General features: G+C 58.5%; 18 protein-coding genes and 1 tRNA gene. 15 read left to right on the top strand and 4 right to left on the bottom strand.

All coding sequences use genetic code 11. From position 1 onward, the window contains the following. Positions 1–67: 67 nt before the first annotated feature. The 5 genes from ACO07T_RS08490 to hisD all read left to right on the top strand — a co-directional run bounded on the left by ACO07T_RS08490 (position 68) and on the right by hisD (position 4,025). Positions 68–244 carry a hypothetical protein gene (locus tag ACO07T_RS08490; RefSeq protein WP_422049038.1) on the top strand — a complete coding sequence of 59 codons (177 nt, stop codon included), beginning with the start codon at positions 68–70 and terminating at the stop codon, positions 242–244. Further along, on the top strand, positions 245–1,510 hold the full coding sequence (murA, locus tag ACO07T_RS08485) for a UDP-N-acetylglucosamine 1-carboxyvinyltransferase (protein WP_209059688.1): 1,266 nt from the start codon (positions 245–247) through the stop codon (positions 1,508–1,510). It abuts the gene before it with no gap. Beyond that, positions 1,510–1,989, top strand: a complete 480-nt coding sequence (locus ACO07T_RS08480; protein ID WP_209059690.1) for a DUF2948 family protein — start codon at positions 1,510–1,512, stop codon at positions 1,987–1,989. The genes murA and ACO07T_RS08480 overlap by 1 nt, the downstream gene beginning before the upstream one ends. Continuing rightward, a complete protein-coding gene (locus tag ACO07T_RS08475) occupies positions 1,986–2,480 on the top strand; it encodes a GNAT family N-acetyltransferase (RefSeq protein WP_422049037.1) in 495 nt (164 codons plus the stop codon). The genes ACO07T_RS08480 and ACO07T_RS08475 overlap by 4 nt, the downstream gene beginning before the upstream one ends. Before the next feature lie 240 nt (positions 2,481–2,720). Then, positions 2,721–4,025 carry a histidinol dehydrogenase gene (gene hisD / locus ACO07T_RS08470; protein WP_422049036.1) on the top strand — a complete coding sequence of 435 codons (1,305 nt, stop codon included), beginning with the start codon at positions 2,721–2,723 and terminating at the stop codon, positions 4,023–4,025. A 102-nt stretch (positions 4,026–4,127) separates the two neighbouring features. On the opposite strand, the gene ACO07T_RS08465 is transcribed toward hisD, so the two are convergent. Continuing rightward, a complete protein-coding gene (locus ACO07T_RS08465; protein ID WP_422049035.1) occupies positions 4,128–4,898 on the bottom strand; it encodes an SDR family oxidoreductase in 771 nt (256 codons plus the stop codon). Between the two features lie 168 nt (positions 4,899–5,066). On the opposite strand from ACO07T_RS08465, the gene ACO07T_RS08460 reads away from it, so the two are divergent. From ACO07T_RS08460 to ACO07T_RS08430, 7 genes are all read left to right on the top strand, one after another. Beyond that, a complete protein-coding gene (locus tag ACO07T_RS08460; protein ID WP_422049034.1) occupies positions 5,067–5,546 on the top strand; it encodes a UPF0262 family protein in 480 nt (159 codons plus the stop codon). 5 nt (positions 5,547–5,551) lie between these two features. Continuing rightward, positions 5,552–6,037 (top strand): low molecular weight phosphatase family protein, encoded by a 486-nt coding sequence (locus ACO07T_RS08455; RefSeq protein WP_422049033.1) that lies wholly within the window; start codon positions 5,552–5,554, stop codon positions 6,035–6,037. Between the two features lie 115 nt (positions 6,038–6,152). Then, positions 6,153–6,371 carry a translation initiation factor IF-1 gene (gene infA / locus ACO07T_RS08450; protein WP_007205486.1) on the top strand — a complete coding sequence of 73 codons (219 nt, stop codon included), beginning with the start codon at positions 6,153–6,155 and terminating at the stop codon, positions 6,369–6,371. Between the two features lie 33 nt (positions 6,372–6,404). Beyond that, on the top strand, positions 6,405–6,980 hold the full coding sequence (locus tag ACO07T_RS08445) for a Maf family protein (protein ID WP_422049032.1): 576 nt from the start codon (positions 6,405–6,407) through the stop codon (positions 6,978–6,980). 12 nt (positions 6,981–6,992) lie between these two features. Beyond that, positions 6,993–8,027 (top strand): ribonuclease E/G, encoded by a 1,035-nt coding sequence (locus tag ACO07T_RS08440; RefSeq protein WP_422049031.1) that lies wholly within the window; start codon positions 6,993–6,995, stop codon positions 8,025–8,027. Then, complete coding sequence (locus ACO07T_RS08435; RefSeq protein WP_422049030.1) at positions 8,024–8,206, top strand: DNA gyrase inhibitor YacG; 183 nt, start codon at positions 8,024–8,026, stop codon at positions 8,204–8,206. The genes ACO07T_RS08440 and ACO07T_RS08435 overlap by 4 nt, the downstream gene beginning before the upstream one ends. 79 nt (positions 8,207–8,285) lie before the next feature. Beyond that, positions 8,286–8,360 (top strand) — tRNA-Phe (locus ACO07T_RS08430). A 223-nt stretch (positions 8,361–8,583) separates the two neighbouring features. Here ACO07T_RS08430 and gcvA read toward each other — a convergent pair. Then, the gene (gene gcvA / locus ACO07T_RS08425) at positions 8,584–9,489 is read right to left on the bottom strand and encodes a transcriptional regulator GcvA (RefSeq protein ID WP_422049029.1); all 906 of its coding nucleotides are present in this window, start codon (positions 9,487–9,489) and stop codon (positions 8,584–8,586) included. A 142-nt stretch (positions 9,490–9,631) separates the two neighbouring features. On the opposite strand from gcvA, the gene ACO07T_RS08420 reads away from it, so the two are divergent. The 3 genes from ACO07T_RS08420 to ACO07T_RS08410 all read left to right on the top strand — a co-directional run bounded on the left by ACO07T_RS08420 (position 9,632) and on the right by ACO07T_RS08410 (position 12,539). Next, positions 9,632–10,285, top strand: a complete 654-nt coding sequence (locus tag ACO07T_RS08420) for a pyridoxamine 5'-phosphate oxidase family protein (protein ID WP_422049028.1) — start codon at positions 9,632–9,634, stop codon at positions 10,283–10,285. Next, complete coding sequence (locus ACO07T_RS08415) at positions 10,282–11,244, top strand: alpha/beta fold hydrolase (RefSeq protein WP_209077277.1); 963 nt, start codon at positions 10,282–10,284, stop codon at positions 11,242–11,244. The genes ACO07T_RS08420 and ACO07T_RS08415 overlap by 4 nt, the downstream gene beginning before the upstream one ends. A 113-nt stretch (positions 11,245–11,357) precedes the next feature. Then, positions 11,358–12,539 (top strand): PhzF family phenazine biosynthesis protein, encoded by a 1,182-nt coding sequence (locus ACO07T_RS08410; protein ID WP_422049027.1) that lies wholly within the window; start codon positions 11,358–11,360, stop codon positions 12,537–12,539. Between the two features lie 126 nt (positions 12,540–12,665). On the opposite strand, the gene ACO07T_RS08405 is transcribed toward ACO07T_RS08410, so the two are convergent. Further along, positions 12,666–13,913, bottom strand: coding sequence for a hypothetical protein (locus ACO07T_RS08405; RefSeq protein WP_422049026.1), 1,248 nt, complete (start codon positions 13,911–13,913; stop codon positions 12,666–12,668). Further along, a complete protein-coding gene (locus ACO07T_RS08400) occupies positions 13,913–15,931 on the bottom strand; it encodes a hypothetical protein (protein WP_422049025.1) in 2,019 nt (672 codons plus the stop codon). Before ACO07T_RS08400 ends, ACO07T_RS08405 begins: the two co-directional genes overlap by 1 nt. Between the last annotated feature and the right edge of the window lie 281 nt (positions 15,932–16,212).

The following is a 16,212-nucleotide window of genomic DNA, read 5'->3' as shown; positions in this document are numbered from 1 at the left end:
AGGCGCAAAATCTGACGGGTGCAAGGGCAATCTGGACCCTTTTTTGCACCTCATGTAAAGAAACTTCATGGAACGCAAATCGACCCCTGTAAATAAAGCCAAAAAAGCCTCAGATCGCGAAGACCGTCTGAAGGCTGCATTGAAAGCCAACATGGGGCGCCGTAAGGCGCAGGCGCGTGCGCGCGCCACACCGGCGGACGCGTCCGAAGAGATTGAGGCAGTTGAGAACAAAAGGCAGGATTAAATGGATTCGATCATCGTACGCGGCAACGGGCCGCTGAAAGGGCAAATTCCCATTGCCGGGGCCAAGAATGCCTGTCTCACCCTGATGCCTGCGACGCTTTTGAGCGAAGAGCCGCTGACGCTGACCAACGCGCCACGGCTGAGTGATATCAAGACCATGAGCCAATTGCTGGGCTCTTTGGGTGCTGAAGTGACCAGCCTGCAGGATGGCAAGGTGCTGGCGATGTCGAGCCATGACATCAACAACCATGTGGCAGACTATGACATCGTGCGCAAAATGCGCGCCTCCAACCTTGTGTTGGGGCCGATGCTGGCGCGGCTTGGACATGCGGTTGTGTCGCTGCCGGGCGGCTGTGCGATTGGCGCGCGACCGATGGATCTGCACATCTTTGGCCTTGAAAAACTGGGCGCTGAGATCGAGCTGAAGGACGGCTATCTGCACGCCAAGGCACCGAATGGCCTCAAGGGCGCAGTGATTGAGCTGTCTTTCGCCTCCGTGGGCGCAACCGAAAATATCCTTATGGCTGCGACACTTGCCAAGGGCACCACGGTGATCAAGAACGCCGCGCGGGAGCCTGAGATTGTGGATCTGGCCACCTGTCTGCGCGCGATGGGCGCTCAGATTGAAGGGGATGGCACCAGTGATATAACCGTGCAGGGCGTGGATCGGCTGCATGGCGCGACTCACCCCGTTGTGACCGACCGAATCGAATTGGGCACCTTTATGCTCGCGCCTGCCTTCTGTGGCGGCGAGGTGGAGCTGCTTGGTGGCCGTATGGATCTGGTGGAGAGCTTTGTGGCCAAACTCCATGAAGCCGGAATCGACGTGGAAGAGACCGACAAGGGCCTGAAAGTGGCGCGCAAAAACGGACGGGTGAAGGCTGTGGATGTGACCACGGAGCCGTTCCCGGGCTTCCCGACCGACCTGCAGGCGCAGTTCATGGCGATGATGTGTACTGCCGAAGGCACGTCTGTGCTGGAAGAAAAGATCTTTGAAAACAGGTTCATGCACGCGCCGGAGCTGGTGCGGATGGGTGCAAACATCGAGGTGCATGGCGGCACCGCGACGGTGCATGGGGTGGAAACGCTCAAGGGTGCGCCGGTGATGGCGACCGATTTGCGCGCCTCGGTGTCGCTGATTCTTGCGGGGCTGGCGGCAGAGGGTGAAACCGTTGTCAGCCGCGTCTATCATTTGGATCGCGGCTATGAACGGGTTGAGGAAAAGCTCAGCAATGTTGGGGCCCATATTGAGAGGGTGAGTGAGTAGTGACACAGGACGCGCGGTTTGAAGATGGCGGCGATCGCCCGCTGAACCTTGGGGCGCTTGATGGGGAGGACCTCCAAGTTCTTTCCACCTTGGCGCAGGATGCGGTTTTTCCGGCCACTGAAATGCAGTGGCTGCCCAAGGAGCGCAGATTTGCCATTCTTTTGAACCGCTTCCGCTGGGAGGATCAGACCTCCGCTGAGGCGCGGGGACGCGCGGTGGAGCGCGTTCAGGCGGTGCTGTTGTTTGAAAACGTGCTGTCGGTGGCCTCTCAGGGTGTGGCGCGCGGGGATGCGGATACGATTCTGTCGCTGCTGTCTGTTGGCTTTGAGGCCGGTGAGGATGCGGAAGGGTTCGTCACGCTGACGTTGGCAGGGGATGGTGCGATCCGTCTGAAGGTGGAAGCGCTGGAGGCCACGCTGAAGGATGTGACGCGGCCCTATATGGCGGTGTCCAAAACCACGCCGAGCCATCCGGAATGATCCGCACCCTGACGGCGGATGATCTGGAGGTCTATAAAGCGCTTTGGATACAGGGGCTTACCTCTGAGCCTGCGGCCTTTCTGCTGACAGCAGAGGAAGCCTTGGGCGCTCTGGACAGCGGCTTGATTACGAAGCTGGCCTCGGGCGCCGTTATTGGTGCCTTTGAGGGCACGACGCTTGTGGGCTTTGTCGGCATGCATCAGGGTGGGCCGCAGCGGCTGCGGCATATGGCAGATATCGGCCCGCTTTATGTGCAGCCCTCGGCGCGGCGTCGGGGGCTTGGGCATCAGCTGATGCAGGCGGCGATAGATGCCGCGCGGGGCAAGTCCTTGTTGCAGCTTGAGCTCTGTGTGGACGCCACAAACGCGGGCGCAAGGGCGCTCTATGCGGCTTTGGGGTTTGAGCAAATCGGGCTGCGGCCACGCTCTGTGATTGTGAACGGCGTGGCGCGCGATGACGTGCTGATGCTGAAGCGGCTCGACGCGGCCTGACATTTTTTCGCCAAAGGTTAACGGCGCTGGGCACAAAAATGCGGCGCAAAACCGTGATGTCGGTATCGCGTCGGTATTGCGACGTTATTGCGTAGGTGCGATTTTCCGACTTTTGACGTCATGAGGCCCGTTAAGGCCGCGTGCGTTGCGCAACGTTTTCTGCCGCAGATCGCCGCATCTGCGCTGATCGCTTGAGACCCTTTGTCCTGCCCGTTAAGACACCGCACAAAGGAGACACTCATGCCGCAGTTTCTGAACAGTTCTGATGCAGATTTTGAGACCCGCTTTGCCGCGCTTCTGAGCGCCAAGCGCGAGGACAGCCCGGATGTGGATGCGGTGGTGGCCGACATCATCGCAGATGTGCGACATCGGGGCGACGCAGCGGTGATCGAGCTGACGGCGAAGTTTGACCGGTTGGAGCTGACGCCGGAGACGCTGCGCTTCTCGGAAGCTGAGATCGAAGAGTACTGTGCGCAGGTGACTGATGCTGATCGCGCGGCACTTGAGCTGGCGGCAGAGCGGGTGCGCGCCTATCACGCGCGCCAGATGCCGGAAGATGCCAGCTGGACCGACGAAAGCGGGGCCACGCTTGGCTGGCGCTGGACAGCGGTATCGGCTGCGGGGCTTTATGTGCCGGGTGGGCTGGCGAGCTATCCGTCTTCTGTCTTGATGAATGCGATCCCTGCCAAGGTGGCCGGGGTGGAGCGGCTGGCGATTGTGGTGCCGACACCGGACGGGGTGGCCAATCCGCTGGTGCTGCTCGCGGCCAAGCTGGCGGGTGTGGATGAGATCTACCGCATCGGCGGGGCGCAGGCCGTGGCGGCGCTGGCCTATGGCACGGACACCATTGCGCCGGTGGATAAGATCACCGGGCCGGGCAACGCCTTTGTCGCGGCGGCCAAGCGCCGGGTGTTTGGCAAGGTGGGCATTGATATGATCGCTGGCCCGAGCGAGATTCTGGTGATTGCCGATAAGGACAACAACCCGGATTGGATCGCGCTGGATCTGCTGAGCCAAGCCGAGCATGACGAAAGCGCGCAGTCGATCCTGATCACTGATGATGAGGCCTTTGGCGCGGCGGTGGCTGCGGCGGTGGACAAACGTCTGGAAACGCTGGAGCGGCGCGAGATTGCCGGGGCAAGCTGGCGTGATTTCGGGGCGGTTGTGACCGTGCCCGATCTGGCGACTGCGGCGCAGCTTTCCAACCGGATTGCGCCGGAGCATCTTGAGCTTTGTGTAGCTGATCCGGATGCGCTGGCAGAAGAGATCACCCACGCGGGGGCCATTTTCCTTGGCCAATATACCCCTGAGGCGATTGGCGATTATGTGGGTGGCCCCAACCACGTGCTGCCCACGGCGCGCTCTGCCCGGTTTAGCTCCGGTCTGTCGGTCATGGATTTCATCAAGCGCACAACCCTGTCAAAGATGACGCCCGCGGCTCTGAAGGCGATTGGTCCGGCGGCGGAAACCTTGGCGATTTCAGAGAGCCTTGAGGCGCATGGTTTGAGCGTGCGCGCGCGGCTGGATGCGCTGAACGAAGAGTAGACGTGTAGGGGCGCTGCCCCTGCCACATCAGGGATGTGGCTACCCCGGGATATTTACGGCAAGAGGAAGCCTCAGCTCCCAGTTTTGGTGGGGCTGAACGCTTCAGTAGTGGCTGGTGTAGCCGCCGTCCACGGCCCAGACCTGTCCGGTCACATAGCTTGCGCCGGGAGAGGCCAGAAACAGTAGCGCGGGGGCGAGTTCTGCGGGCTCTCCCCAGCGTTTGAGCGCGGTGGCGTTGTTGAGCTTTTCTGCAAGTGCGGGATCTTTTGCCGCCTCCATGTTGGGGGCGGTTTTGAAGAAGCCGGGGGCCACGGCGTTGACGTTGATGCCGGAGGGGCCAAGTTCGGCGGCCAAAGCTTTGGTCATGCCATTGAGGCCCGCCTTTGCTGAGGTATAGGCGGCGTCGCCCGGTTGCGCGATGAGACCGGCAATCGAAGAAATGTTGACGATGCGGCCGTAGCCCTTTGCCTGCATCTGCTCTGCTGCGCGCTGGCACAGCCGGAAGGGGGCGATCAGATCCACCCCAAACAGGCGTTGCAGATCGGCTTGTGTGAACTCTGGCAGGCTGCGGCGGTCACGCAGGCCGACATTGTTGATGAGGATCGACAGGCCTCCGGCGGTTTGCAGCGTGGCAAAGGCGGCCTCGGTTGCGGCCTCATCTGACACGTCAAAGGGCAGGGGGCTGGCCGCCCATCCGCGCGATTTGAGCGTGGCGGCGACCTCTGCGCAGCGCGCGGCGTTACGGCCGTTAATCCACACATGTGCGCCGGCCTCAGCGAGAAGCTCGGCGGCGGCAAGGCCAAGCCCGTCAGTGCTGCCGGTGATCAGGGCATTTTGGCCGGAGAGGTCAAAGCAGGGCAGGGCGTTGGGCATCAGGTGATCCTTTGTCGCGTGCGGGTGGCCCCGGCATCGCGTGGCGGGCAGGGCCCTGTCAAGCGTGTCGCGCCGTGACGTGAGATCGGCTTGAGGCAGACGGTGCATAGACAAGGCGGGCGCGGCTGCGCTACTCATGCTGCATCGCAACACCGAGAAGAGGCAGCCATGTCCCGGATCAGCCACATTCAGATTGACGACCGCAACCTGCCGCCGCCCACGCCGGAGATTGATCAGGAACGCAAAGTCGCGATTTTTGACCTGCTGGAGGACAACAGCTTTGAGCTGCCCAAGCGGGGGGATCGGGCGGTGCCTGATGGGCCGTTCTCCGTCGATCTCGCCATTCGCGAAAAGCGGCTGGTGTTTGATGTGGCGACCGAAGGCGGGGACAAGGCGGCGGAGTTTCACCTGAGCCTGAGCCCGTTTCGCCAGGTTGTGAAAGATTACTGGGCGATCTGTGAGAGCTATTTTGACGCGGTGAAGACCCTGCCGCCGAGCCAGATCGAGACCATTGATATGGCGCGGCGCGGCATTCACAACGAAGGCGCACGTGTGCTGCAGGAGCGGCTTGAGGGGAAGGCCGAGGTGGACACGGACACCGCGCGACGGCTTTTCACCCTGATCTGCGTTCTGCATTTCGGAGGCTGAGGCAAGTGGCAAAGACGGACCAGAAACAGCCTTTGCCACAGTCGGTTCTGTTTTGCTGTGATCAGAATGCGGTGCGCTCTCCGATGGCGGAGGGCATCATGAAAAAGCTCTACGGCATGGACGTTTACGTGCAATCCGCCGGGATTCGCAGCGATCTGGACATCGACGGCTTTGCGATTGCCGTGTGTGACGAGATCGGCGTGGAGCTTGCCCGCCACCGCACCCGCAGTTTTGCGGATATGGAAAAGCTTGGCGATGACCTCTCAAGCTTTGACATGGTGGTGGCCCTGACGCCCGCGAGCCGGGCTGAGGCGGAAAAGCTCACCCGTTTTGATCATCTTGATCTGGAGTTCTGGCCGGTGTCAGACCCAAGCGGTGCGACCACCGGCGATGCACGTGAGGCCAAGCTCGCAGCCTACCGGATGGCGCGCGATGAGATCGTGGCCTATCTGCAAAAGCGCTGGGGGGCGTCGGTTTCCACAGCGTCATAAGGCATTCAGAGGGTCACTTTTGCGCAATTGGCGGGAGTTTGCCCTTGAAAAGCAGCACATTTGGGATCATTTAGAGGCAGCCCGCAACAGGCGGGTGTAATGTGAAGGAGAAACCATGGCCAAGGAAGAACTGCTCGAATTTCCCGGTGTCGTGAAGGAACTCCTGCCCAATGCGACGTTTCGGGTCGAGCTGGAAAACGGCCATGAGATCATCGCACATACGGCAGGCAAGATGCGCAAGAACCGCATCCGTGTTCTGGCTGGCGACAAAGTCCAAGTCGAGATGACACCTTATGATCTGACCAAGGGTCGGATCAACTATCGCTTCAAGTAAGCCTTTGCGCGGACAGACAAAACGAGGTCTGAGATGAAGTTGATCTTGGGCTCGGGCAGTCCGCGCCGCCGGGAATTGCTGGCACAGATTGGGGTTGTGGCGGATGATATTCGCCCGCCCGATATTGATGAGACCCCCCTCAAAAACGAGCTGCCCCGCCCCTATTGCGCGCGTATTGCGCGGCAGAAGGCGGAGGCTGTGCAGGCCGCGCCTGAGGATATCGTGCTGTGCGCCGATACCACTGTCGCTTTGGGGCGCCGTATCATGGGCAAACCTGCGGATGCCGGAGAGGCGGCAGAGTTCCTTATGGCGCTTTCCGGGCGTCGCCACCGGGTGATCACGGCAGTTGCGGTGCGCAGAGGCGATCAGCTCTGGACCCGCGAGGTGGAGAGTGCTGTGAAGATGAAGCGGCTGTCCAACGCGGAGCTCAATGCCTATCTCGCTACCGGCGACTGGGATGGAAAGGCAGGGGGCTACGCCATTCAGGGGCCAGCCGGGGCCTTCGTTCCGTGGATTTCCGGATCATTCACTGGCATTGTGGGGCTGCCCGTTGCGGAGACAGCCGGGCTTTTGCAGGCCGCCGGATATCCGCTTTACCAAAACACGTAAAAGGATGCGCAGATGAAGGGGCGTCAGATCATTCTCGACCACATCAATGGGCGCGAGGCCGCTGCTCTTATGGTGGATGGCCAGCTTGATGACCTGTTGATTGAGGGCGATGCGCCGCGGGTGGGCACGATCTACCGCGCGGTTGCCGACCGGCCTGTGAAGGGGCAGGGCGGGATGTTTTTGAAGACGCCCGATGGCGCGGCCTTCCTGCGGCAGGTGAAGGGGCTTGCGCCGGGGGATCAGATGCTGGTGCAGGTCACCGGCATTGCCGAGCCTGGCAAAGCCATTCCGGTGACACAGAAAATCCTGTTCAAAAGCCGCTATGTGATTGTCACTCCGGGAGCGCCGGGCGTGAATGTGAGCCGCTCGATCCGCGATGATGACGCGCGCGATGCGCTGCTGGCGATTGCCCATGCGGAGGCCGGCGGCCTGCCCGAGGAGGCGCGCATTGGCCTGATTCTGCGCTCTGCTTGCGAGGGCGCGGCAGAAGAGGACATTGCCGAAGACATCCGCGCGATGCTGGATCTTTGTGAAGCGGTTCTGGCGGATGCGGAAGGTGCGGCGGAGATGCTGAGCGAAGGCGACGGCCCGCATGTCTCCGCCTGGCGCGATTGGTCAGATCCTGCGGAGGTGGTGACCGAAGCGGGCAGTTTTGACAGCCACGGCGTGCTTGATGCGCTGGAGATGGCGGAGGGCGCCGAGGTGGCGCTGGGCGGCGGGGCCTACATGTATGTGGAACCGACCCGCGCGCTGGTGGCAGTGGACGTGAACACCGGCCGTGACACCTCTCCGGCCGCAGGCACCAAAGCCAATTTTGCCGTTGCCAAAGCCCTGCCGCGGGCGCTGCGTGTGCGCGGCCTCGGCGGGCAGATTGTGCTGGATCTGGCCCCGATGCCCAAGAAGGACCGCCGCGGGTTTGAAAGCGCGCTGCGCGCCGCCTTCAAGCGCGATCAGATCGAGACCACGCTGGTGGGTTGGACCTCGCTTGGCCACTACGAGCTGCAGCGTAAAAACGCGCGTGCGCCGCTGTCGGAGGTGCTGAAATGAGCTGTCCGATCTGCAAGAAAGAAACCGTGGCGGACTACCGCCCGTTCTGCTCTAAGCGTTGCGCTGATATCGACCTGAGCAAGTGGTTTTCAGGCGATTATGCGGTGCCGTCTCAGGATCCTGAGGAGGCGATTGAGGCGCTGGAAGAGATCGAAAAACAGTCTTCGCGATTGCATTGAATTTTTTTGTCATTTCCCTCTGGACAGCCCCGCGCGGCTGACATAGAAGCACCCCACCCAAGGCGAACAGCCTTCCCGTGCCCGGGTAGCTCAGGGGTAGAGCAGTGGATTGAAAATCCTCGTGTCGGTGGTTCGATTCCGCCCCCGGGCACCATTTAGACCTCTGATACAGATTATCTGGTTTGGCTGCGCGGTTGGCAGTTTTAGATGGCACTTTGTTGTCTATGTCTGCAATGCACCCAAGAGAACAACGAAACATGTTCTGCGCGGAGCGAGGGCGTGTCGATGGGGGGTTGCTTGCCAACCAGCGAACAGGCACCTATCCCACAATTGCAGCGGCAGATGGGCGGAACTCCAGCGAGACGGGGATATGCACCTCAGGCGTTTTTCAGCTCCCGGAACATCCAGTCGCGGAGCGCTGCGATGTTTGGGCGTCGTGAATGCGCTTCGGGATAGACAAGGTAAAAGGTTGATCCCAAGGGGATTGCTAAGTCGAAGAGCTCGACCACGCGTCCGGCTTGGACGTCTTTTGCCGACAGGACTCGCCAGCCAAGGACAACACCCGCGCCATCGATGGCGGCCTGCAGCCCATGGTCCGGTAAGCTGAAGTGCATCCCGCGCGAGGCGTCTACGTCGGTTGTTTCGCTTGCGTCCAGCCAGGTCTGCCAAGTTGGTGCGTTCGGGTCAAAATCCATTGAGTGGTTGTGCAGCAGGACATGTTTTCGAAGATCAGACGGCGTTCTGATCGCGTTGGGGCCTTCAAGAAGACTGGGGCTGCACATGGGAATAACCGCCTCATCAAAGAGCTTGATGGCTTCAAGGCCGGGCCATTGGCCGTGGCCGAGGCGAATGGCGGCGTCAAAATCGTCGCGTTGAAAATCCACCAGACTCAGGCCAGTAGAAATGCGCACATCGATATCTGGATGTTCCGTATAGAACTTCTGCAGCTTCGGGATCAGCCACATCGCGGCGAAAGTAGGCGCGACGGAGAGGGCGAGTGAGCCGCCTTGATCTGCCTCCATCACGTTTTCCATGGTGCGATCGAGACTGATGAACACCGCGTGCAGCTCTTTGGCGAGAAGCTGCCCAGCCTCGACAAGAACCAAGCCGCGCGTCCGCCGCCGAAACAGCGGGAAGCCGAGGAACTCCTCAAGTTTTTTGACCTGGTGGCTGATCGCTGCCGGTGTGACAGACAGCTCTTCGGCGGCTGCCACAAAGCTGAGATGGCGCGCGGACGCTTCGAAAGCGCGGAGTGCGTTCAGAGGGTAGTTTTTGCGGTGCATGGCTATGACCTAGTTTTTCTAACCCTGCGATAGACATTGTCGTTTGTCAAATTGCGGTGTGATGCGCACATTTACATTCAGAAACAGCCCAGTCGGGCATCCCAACCAAGACGAATGAATGAGTTTCCGAAAGGAGAACGCTATGGCACGTGCCTTCGCGACCATCGCCTTTACGCCTGCCGTACGCTCGCAGCAGCATCGCAAGGGCTCTGCAGATGCCTATGCCAAGCTCTTGTCTGACGATGTGGTCTACCCAGATGAACTCGGACCCCAAGAGATCGATTTTATCACCGCGCGTGACGGTTTCTATCAGGCCTCGGTGTCTCAGACAGGATGGCCTTATGTGCAGTTTCGCGGTGGCCCGGCGGGCTTTCTGAAGGTGCTGTCGTCCCAGACGCTTGGCTATGCCGATTATCGCGGAAACCGTCAGTATATCAGCGCGGGGAACCTGTCGGGCAATGATCGGTTGTCGATGATTTTGATGGACTACCCCAACCGCCGCCGCCTGAAGCTGTGGGGCCGCGCGCGTCTGATTGAAGGCGACGACCATCCCGAAATTCTGGACCAGTTGCATGACCCATCCTACCGGGCGCGTCCCGAGCGCGCGGTGATGATCACTGTTGAGGCCTTCGACTGGAACTGCCCCAGCCATATTCCCCAGCGCCTCACGGTCGATGAGGCGCACCAAGAGATTGCGGCGTTGCGCCGCGAAAACGAGGCCCTGCGGGCCGAAACCTCTGCCCTGCGCGCGACGCTCGCGCGCGGCACCCCAACTTTGAAAGGAACTGACCAATGACAAAATCTTTGCGTATTCCCGTACTTACCACGCTGCTGGCCGGCACCATGCTATTGCCGATGATCCACCCCAACAGTGCGACCGCTGCGGAAAGCCCCTTTGCCGTGGATATGAAATCCATGGAGATTGACGGGCACAATATTGCCTATCGTGAAGCAGGTGATCCGTCCAAACCGACCGTGCTTCTTCTGCACGGGTTTCCCACCTCGTCGCATATGTTCCGCGACCTCATTCCCGTGCTGGCCGAGGATTATCACGTGATTGCACCGGATTATCTGGGCTACGGCGCATCGGACATGCCATCTGCGGAAAGCTATGACTACAGCTTTGCCAATGCCGCGGAAACCGTCACCCGCCTGATCGACGCCAAAGGGGTCGACACCTATAGCGTCTACCTGATGGATTACGGCGCGCCTGTTGGGTATCGCATGTTTGCCGAACACCCCGAGCGCGTCACGGGGTTCGTGATTCAAAACGGCAATGCCTATGATGAAGGCCTGCGCGAATTCTGGGATCCGATCAAAGCCTATTGGGCCGATCCCAGTACGGAAAACGGCGATGCGCTGCGTGGCTTTCTGACGCTTGACGCAACCAAATGGCAATTCACCCATGGTGTGGGCGATGTCTCTACAGTCAGCCCCGACAACTATTGGCACGTTCAGTACCTGCTGGACCGCCCGGGCAATCAAGAGGTGCAACTGGAGATGTTCCTGGACTACGGCACCAATGTTGCTGAGTACCCCAAGTGGCAGGCCCTGTTCCAAGAGCATCAGCCGCCGGCGCTGATCGTCTGGGGCAAGAACGACCATATCTTTCCCGCAGATGGCGCCCATCCCTACAAGGCGGACCTGACCGATGTGGAATTCCATCTGCTGGACACCGGTCATTTCGCGCTTGAGGAGTATGGCGATGTGATTGCGGCCGAGATGCAGGAATTTCTCGCACGTGTCACCCAGTAGCGGTTCCCGGCCCTGGCGTGATGATCTGCCAGGGCAGTGCAAACGGGCAGCCATGACATCCCACATTTGAGCTGCCCGTTCTGAACGGCAATGACAGAAAAAGGACCAAACCCATGAAAGATAGCATCAACCTGAACGTTCTCAGAGTGGCGGCCTTCTCCGATGGCGCCACAGGCGGCAACCCCGCAGGTGTCGTGCTCGGCGATACGCTTCCCACCGACTTTGAAATGCAGCGCCTCGCTCAGGAGGTGGGATATTCCGAAACAGTCTTCGCCGCGCCTCAGGGTGACGCATGGCGGGTGCGCTACTTCTCGCCCGAGGAAGAGGTGGCTTTTTGCGGACATGCCACCATCGCGCTGGGCAACGCCCTGACTGCGCGAGAGGGTGCCGGACTGTTTCAACTTGATCTGAATTCGGGTCGCATCAGCGTGGAAACCAAAAATGACGGCAGCGCCACGCTGACCTCTCCTCCCACTCACAGCGCTGAGGCGGACCCGGATCTGGTGGCGGCGGGGCTTGCGCTTTTTGGCCTGAAAGCCGCCGATCTTGACCCGGCATTGCCACCCGCGCGCGCCAATGCCGGGAACAATCACCTGATCCTTGCATTGCGCGACAGACAGAGGCTTGCGGCAATGTCATATGATTTGGCGGAAGGTGCGCAGCTCATGCGGGCGCATGATCTGACGACGATCAGTCTGTTGTGGGCGGAAACACCGCGCCTTTTTCACAGCCGCAATGCCTTTTCCATTGGCGGCGTGGCTGAAGACCCCGCGACAGGGGCCGCCGCCGCCGCATTGTCTGGCTATCTGCGCGATATCGGCTGGCCACATGAGGGTGGGATCGACATCGTGCAAGGAGAAGACATGGGGGCGCGGTCGCTGTTGAAAGCGCAGTTCAGTGCCACACCGGGCGAAGGGATCCGCGTGTCAGGGGCGACCCGGATCATAGAGCCCGACACGCCAAGGGCGGATGGGGAGGCGACGTCACCGGTGACCGTTCTGGCACCGATCAAACTTGCTGAAGGAAAAACAGAGGCAGATCTGCTTGCGGCTTCGGCCGTGTTTCAAAGGGACTTTGTCGCCCATGAGCCGGGCATCTTGCGCCGCGAACTTGTGCGCAAACCTGACGGCACATACCTCGATATCGTGCAGTTCCGAAGCCACGAGGATTATCAGGACGTGGTCAAAAAAGAGATGGAGTCGCCCGTATGCGCGATGTTCTTTTCGGTCATGGACCTTAGCGATTTTGATCCCGACGCCGAGATGGATGTATACATCTCGCTCGAAACACATTGAACAAGCGTTTGCGGCTCCGGCGGGGGCCGCAAACCGCAGTTTTTGAGGCTTGTGAACGGATGGGAAAATCAGCGGATTTCGGTTTGGCGCTGCCAGATTATAAATGCGAATAAATGCAAGGGGGCGCTATTTCTCGATATTCGCCTCACCAGTTGGGATGCTGTTAATTCTGAACAAGGTTTCAAGATACTGAGACCGACGTCTCTCCCCGAATCTTCCGTCGAACATCTGGGCAATCGTGCCATCGGTGAACATGGAATACAGCGCCAGGGTGAAGTCCTCGGCGAAACCTCTTTTTTCGTTGGAAAGAACCAAAGCATAGGGTTCATAGGTCCCACGAGAAGAGGGCGTTTCGTCTGCGGGGCAATCGTTATCTGTATTGTTGGCGCGATAGGCGTTGACCGCCGCTCGAACGAGATCGACATCTCCGAAATAGCGGTAGATCTTTCCGTTGCAGAAGGCTTCTGTGGCTAAGGTGTGAGAGTCAAAAGCTTGGGGGCAAATGCCGACGGAGGAGGGGGCCAGTTCCGCTGCTTTGATAACTGACGGACCGATGGTCGACCCTTCGAGGTACCCCCAAATTTCGAACTCAGGCTTTACCGGGTCCGGCTCCGGCCAGATTTGCGGAGGCCAAACTTTGCGCTCTGGGTCTTCGGTGTTTTCCGGCAAGTTCTTGTCTGTCGCCATGGCCTCAAGGATGGCATCACAGGCAGTCGTCCAGTTTATGCTTGGCTTTTTTTCAAAGGATTCAGTATCGGGTCGGCGAAGCCATTCCCAACCGGTCGGGTGTTCGCGCTCGGCGCAAAAAACAGGCTCCAACTCGGGGAACTGAGTGCATCTAAGCTTCAGGGTCGTTGCAAGCTGTTCACGAAACACTCTTCTTGGATAGCCCAGCTGAAAATACGAACCATTTGCCAGATAAAGGATGGGGGAGAAAACAAAGCGGTGCAGGCCTTCTCCTTGGTCTTCGTTATCTATTTCTGAGAAGGTCTGCATCCGTTTCAGATTTACAGTGGTCGGATCGCACAGCAGTTCCACTGTCGCGATCTCGGCGGTGCATGTGACGTATGTCTCGCCGTCCTCTGTGCAATAACTGCCTTTGGACAAAAGGTCCGATCGTTGCCCCGCCGAAATCGGCACGGTTTCGAATGGCCGATTTGAGCGCACGAGTGCCTCAACGCAGATATCCCAAAAAAGCCCGCGGTATTTTTGGGTTCTTTTGTCCTTCCAGATGAATGGCGGCACATCGGTGCGCGCGCCCATGATGATTTTCCGATCCTCTTTTACAGCGGTCTCAAGTTGGATATTTTGTCCAAAGGCAAGTGCTGGCAGGCAAGCCAAGCTCAACAGTGAAATCCAGACACTGGCTTTCATTATTCTTCCCCCGCAGCTTCTAAAACTCGACCGTCGGCTGGATCCTTTGAGGCACGATAGAAGGCGCGCCGGGTAAGTACCTCGGACAGGCAGAACATCACCGCAGCTGCCAGAACAACGGCGTAAAGCGTCGCCCAGATCATCAACCCGGCGTCTATATGATCGAAATCTCGAGGATAGTCCTGCGTGGCCGCCAAAAATGACAGATAGCGCATGACGGGGGTGATGATCAGCATCATCAACGCTCCCACCGCGACCCAAGACAGACTGTCCAGCATTGACAACTCGCGCCATGTTTTGGCATTCGATTTCATCTGGTCGCTAGACTTATGTCTCTTGAGCTGTTTCTGCTCATACCGGCCCGCGTCGGTCCACAACCGCTGCCTCGCATCCAAAAGCACTGTTACAAGCAGCGCCAAACATGCCGCGCGGAAAGAAATTGGGCCCATGTATTCAAAACGCCAGCGGATCGAAATTATGAACTCTTCGAATGTCATTCGCCAGGCTTCTGCTTCGGGTGTTCTGGTTTCCGTGAGCCATAGCTGAACCGCTATGTTCAATGCTGTAGAAACCAAGAAGGCAATGGAAAACAGGCTTAGTGCCTGCGGTAGCCAGCGTGTCCAGTGATTGGGATAGCGCATGTTTTCCCATTTTCGCTGGCCGTCTTCAGCAACCGAAGTCATGCGGACCCAGCGAAATGTGATCGCAACGATCGTGGCGATGCAGTAGGTGTTGAATGCGTTGACCGAATACAGCCTGATCCTCCGATAGGTGTCACTGCTGAGCGTGTCCCAGATCAAATTGAATTCCGCTTGCCCCGGCCACAGCACCGCCCAGGCGACTGTCCAACTCAGCACGATCGCCAGTGTCCAGAAAAGCGCCAGATTGTTGCCGCGGCGCTGCATCAATGGTTCAGTCTTGTTCTTGTAAAGGACGTCTACGAATTGCCTCAGCCTATCCCGGGCGCGGCGCTGGCTTTCTGTGGGGGCCGGGCGCTGATCATAGGGGTGAATGACGTCCTGTTCGTCATAAAGAGCAATCAGAACGCAGAAATCGCTGGCCAATTCATCTGCGGCAGTGGCCACAGCCTCCCAGCCTTCATGGGAAAGATCGGGACTATTCGCATTGCTGAACAACTCGTTCTTTCGGCGACGAAGCTCATTTTCTATTTCTTCGAAGCGGTTTTTGTCACCGGTCCCCGTGATCCGCAGCTTTTCATCAAGAAACCACGCCGATGCAACAAGAATGACCTCGATATTCAGGATGAAATCATCCAGATTGCCCAGAAACGGCTTGGCCTTTTCGTGCAAATCTATAACACGTTTGCGCTCGGGTTCTGAAATAAGATATTCGCTGGAATTGTCGGCTTCGCTGTCCGTGAAGAACCGTAAAACCTTGGCGTTCGACCGCAAAGCGTCCGAGGTATCTATCACCCAGGTCGGTATTCCCGCAACGCGATGGGCAAACATACGCAGCCATTCATCCACGCGCACCAAAGCCTTTATAGAAGGCGCTAGACCGACCATGATCAGGGCCAGTCCCATGGAGACTTCGGGCGCGATATTGACACCTGAATTGGTTTCCACGGGCTCAGAACTCACGGTGGGTTCAAGGTTTGCTATCCAGAACTCGATCGCCGAAGATTCCATGGGGGCGAAACCCGTCGTCGGTTCGGGTGCGGTGTCTGACGCTGGAGGCGGGCTCGTCGACGCTTCAGAGGGCAGAGTGCTCGCCCCGATCTCGGGCAAAAGATTTTGCCCCCCGATGAGAGGTAGCAGAATCTCGGCATAGCCGCACAAGATCAAATAGAGGATGATCAGCGAAAGCGTGTAGATAAAATATGCATAGGTAACCTGCCGGCGTGCGCGCAATTTATCTGGTGTAAGAAACGATACAAGCCGATCAAGACGTTTGCCGGTCTCGTAGGAGATCCGGTTAAAACGTTCATGGGAAAATGCGATTATAATGCCGACGCCAAAAAACAATGCGACAATGTCGTGCATACCGTCCGTAGACATGACGTTACAATGCTACTTTATCGGCACCGTTCGCGCGAAGGGTCGCACCCCACCTGAGAATGCACCGAGGAAGGGGATGCTGCAAAAAACGCAGCGCACAAAACAATCAATACCAAGGCTGACTTCACAGCAATCACTCCGCTAAATCGGAAGAATTAAGTAACGTTTATTGTAATATATAAATTCGATTCTTTCAACTTTTGGTTGGTTGCATTGGTTTAGATTGGTATTTTGGTTTCTATTTCTCCATTTGCGCGTTTTGTTCTCTTTTTGGTTTCAGT

It is taken from the genome of Shimia sp. (assembly GCF_965227725.1).
In the GTDB taxonomy this organism is placed as follows: Bacteria; Pseudomonadota; Alphaproteobacteria; order Rhodobacterales; family Rhodobacteraceae; genus Shimia.
This window is presented reverse-complemented; position numbering and strand designations above follow the sequence as displayed.

Bases quoted from the DNA above. Each gene is read 5' to 3' on its own strand.
- ACO07T_RS08490 (WP_422049038.1), top strand. From the start codon at position 68: ATGGAACGCAAATCGACCCCTGTAAATAAAGCCAAAAAAGCCTCAGAT.
- murA (WP_209059688.1), top strand. From the start codon at position 245: ATGGATTCGATCATCGTACGCGGCAACGGGCCGCTGAAAGGGCAAATT.
- ACO07T_RS08475 (WP_422049037.1), top strand. From the start codon at position 1,986: ATGATCCGCACCCTGACGGCGGATGATCTGGAGGTCTATAAAGCGCTT.
- hisD (WP_422049036.1), top strand. From the start codon at position 2,721: ATGCCGCAGTTTCTGAACAGTTCTGATGCAGATTTTGAGACCCGCTTT.
- ACO07T_RS08465 (WP_422049035.1), bottom strand. From the start codon at position 4,898: ATGCCCAACGCCCTGCCCTGCTTTGACCTCTCCGGCCAAAATGCCCTG.
- ACO07T_RS08460 (WP_422049034.1), top strand. From the start codon at position 5,067: ATGTCCCGGATCAGCCACATTCAGATTGACGACCGCAACCTGCCGCCG.
- infA (WP_007205486.1), top strand. From the start codon at position 6,153: ATGGCCAAGGAAGAACTGCTCGAATTTCCCGGTGTCGTGAAGGAACTC.
- ACO07T_RS08445 (WP_422049032.1), top strand. From the start codon at position 6,405: ATGAAGTTGATCTTGGGCTCGGGCAGTCCGCGCCGCCGGGAATTGCTG.
- ACO07T_RS08440 (WP_422049031.1), top strand. From the start codon at position 6,993: ATGAAGGGGCGTCAGATCATTCTCGACCACATCAATGGGCGCGAGGCC.
- ACO07T_RS08435 (WP_422049030.1), top strand. From the start codon at position 8,024: ATGAGCTGTCCGATCTGCAAGAAAGAAACCGTGGCGGACTACCGCCCG.
- gcvA (WP_422049029.1), bottom strand. From the start codon at position 9,489: ATGCACCGCAAAAACTACCCTCTGAACGCACTCCGCGCTTTCGAAGCG.
- ACO07T_RS08420 (WP_422049028.1), top strand. From the start codon at position 9,632: ATGGCACGTGCCTTCGCGACCATCGCCTTTACGCCTGCCGTACGCTCG.
- ACO07T_RS08415 (WP_209077277.1), top strand. From the start codon at position 10,282: ATGACAAAATCTTTGCGTATTCCCGTACTTACCACGCTGCTGGCCGGC.
- ACO07T_RS08410 (WP_422049027.1), top strand. From the start codon at position 11,358: ATGAAAGATAGCATCAACCTGAACGTTCTCAGAGTGGCGGCCTTCTCC.
- ACO07T_RS08405 (WP_422049026.1), bottom strand. From the start codon at position 13,913: ATGAAAGCCAGTGTCTGGATTTCACTGTTGAGCTTGGCTTGCCTGCCA.
- ACO07T_RS08400 (WP_422049025.1), bottom strand. From the start codon at position 15,931: ATGTCTACGGACGGTATGCACGACATTGTCGCATTGTTTTTTGGCGTC.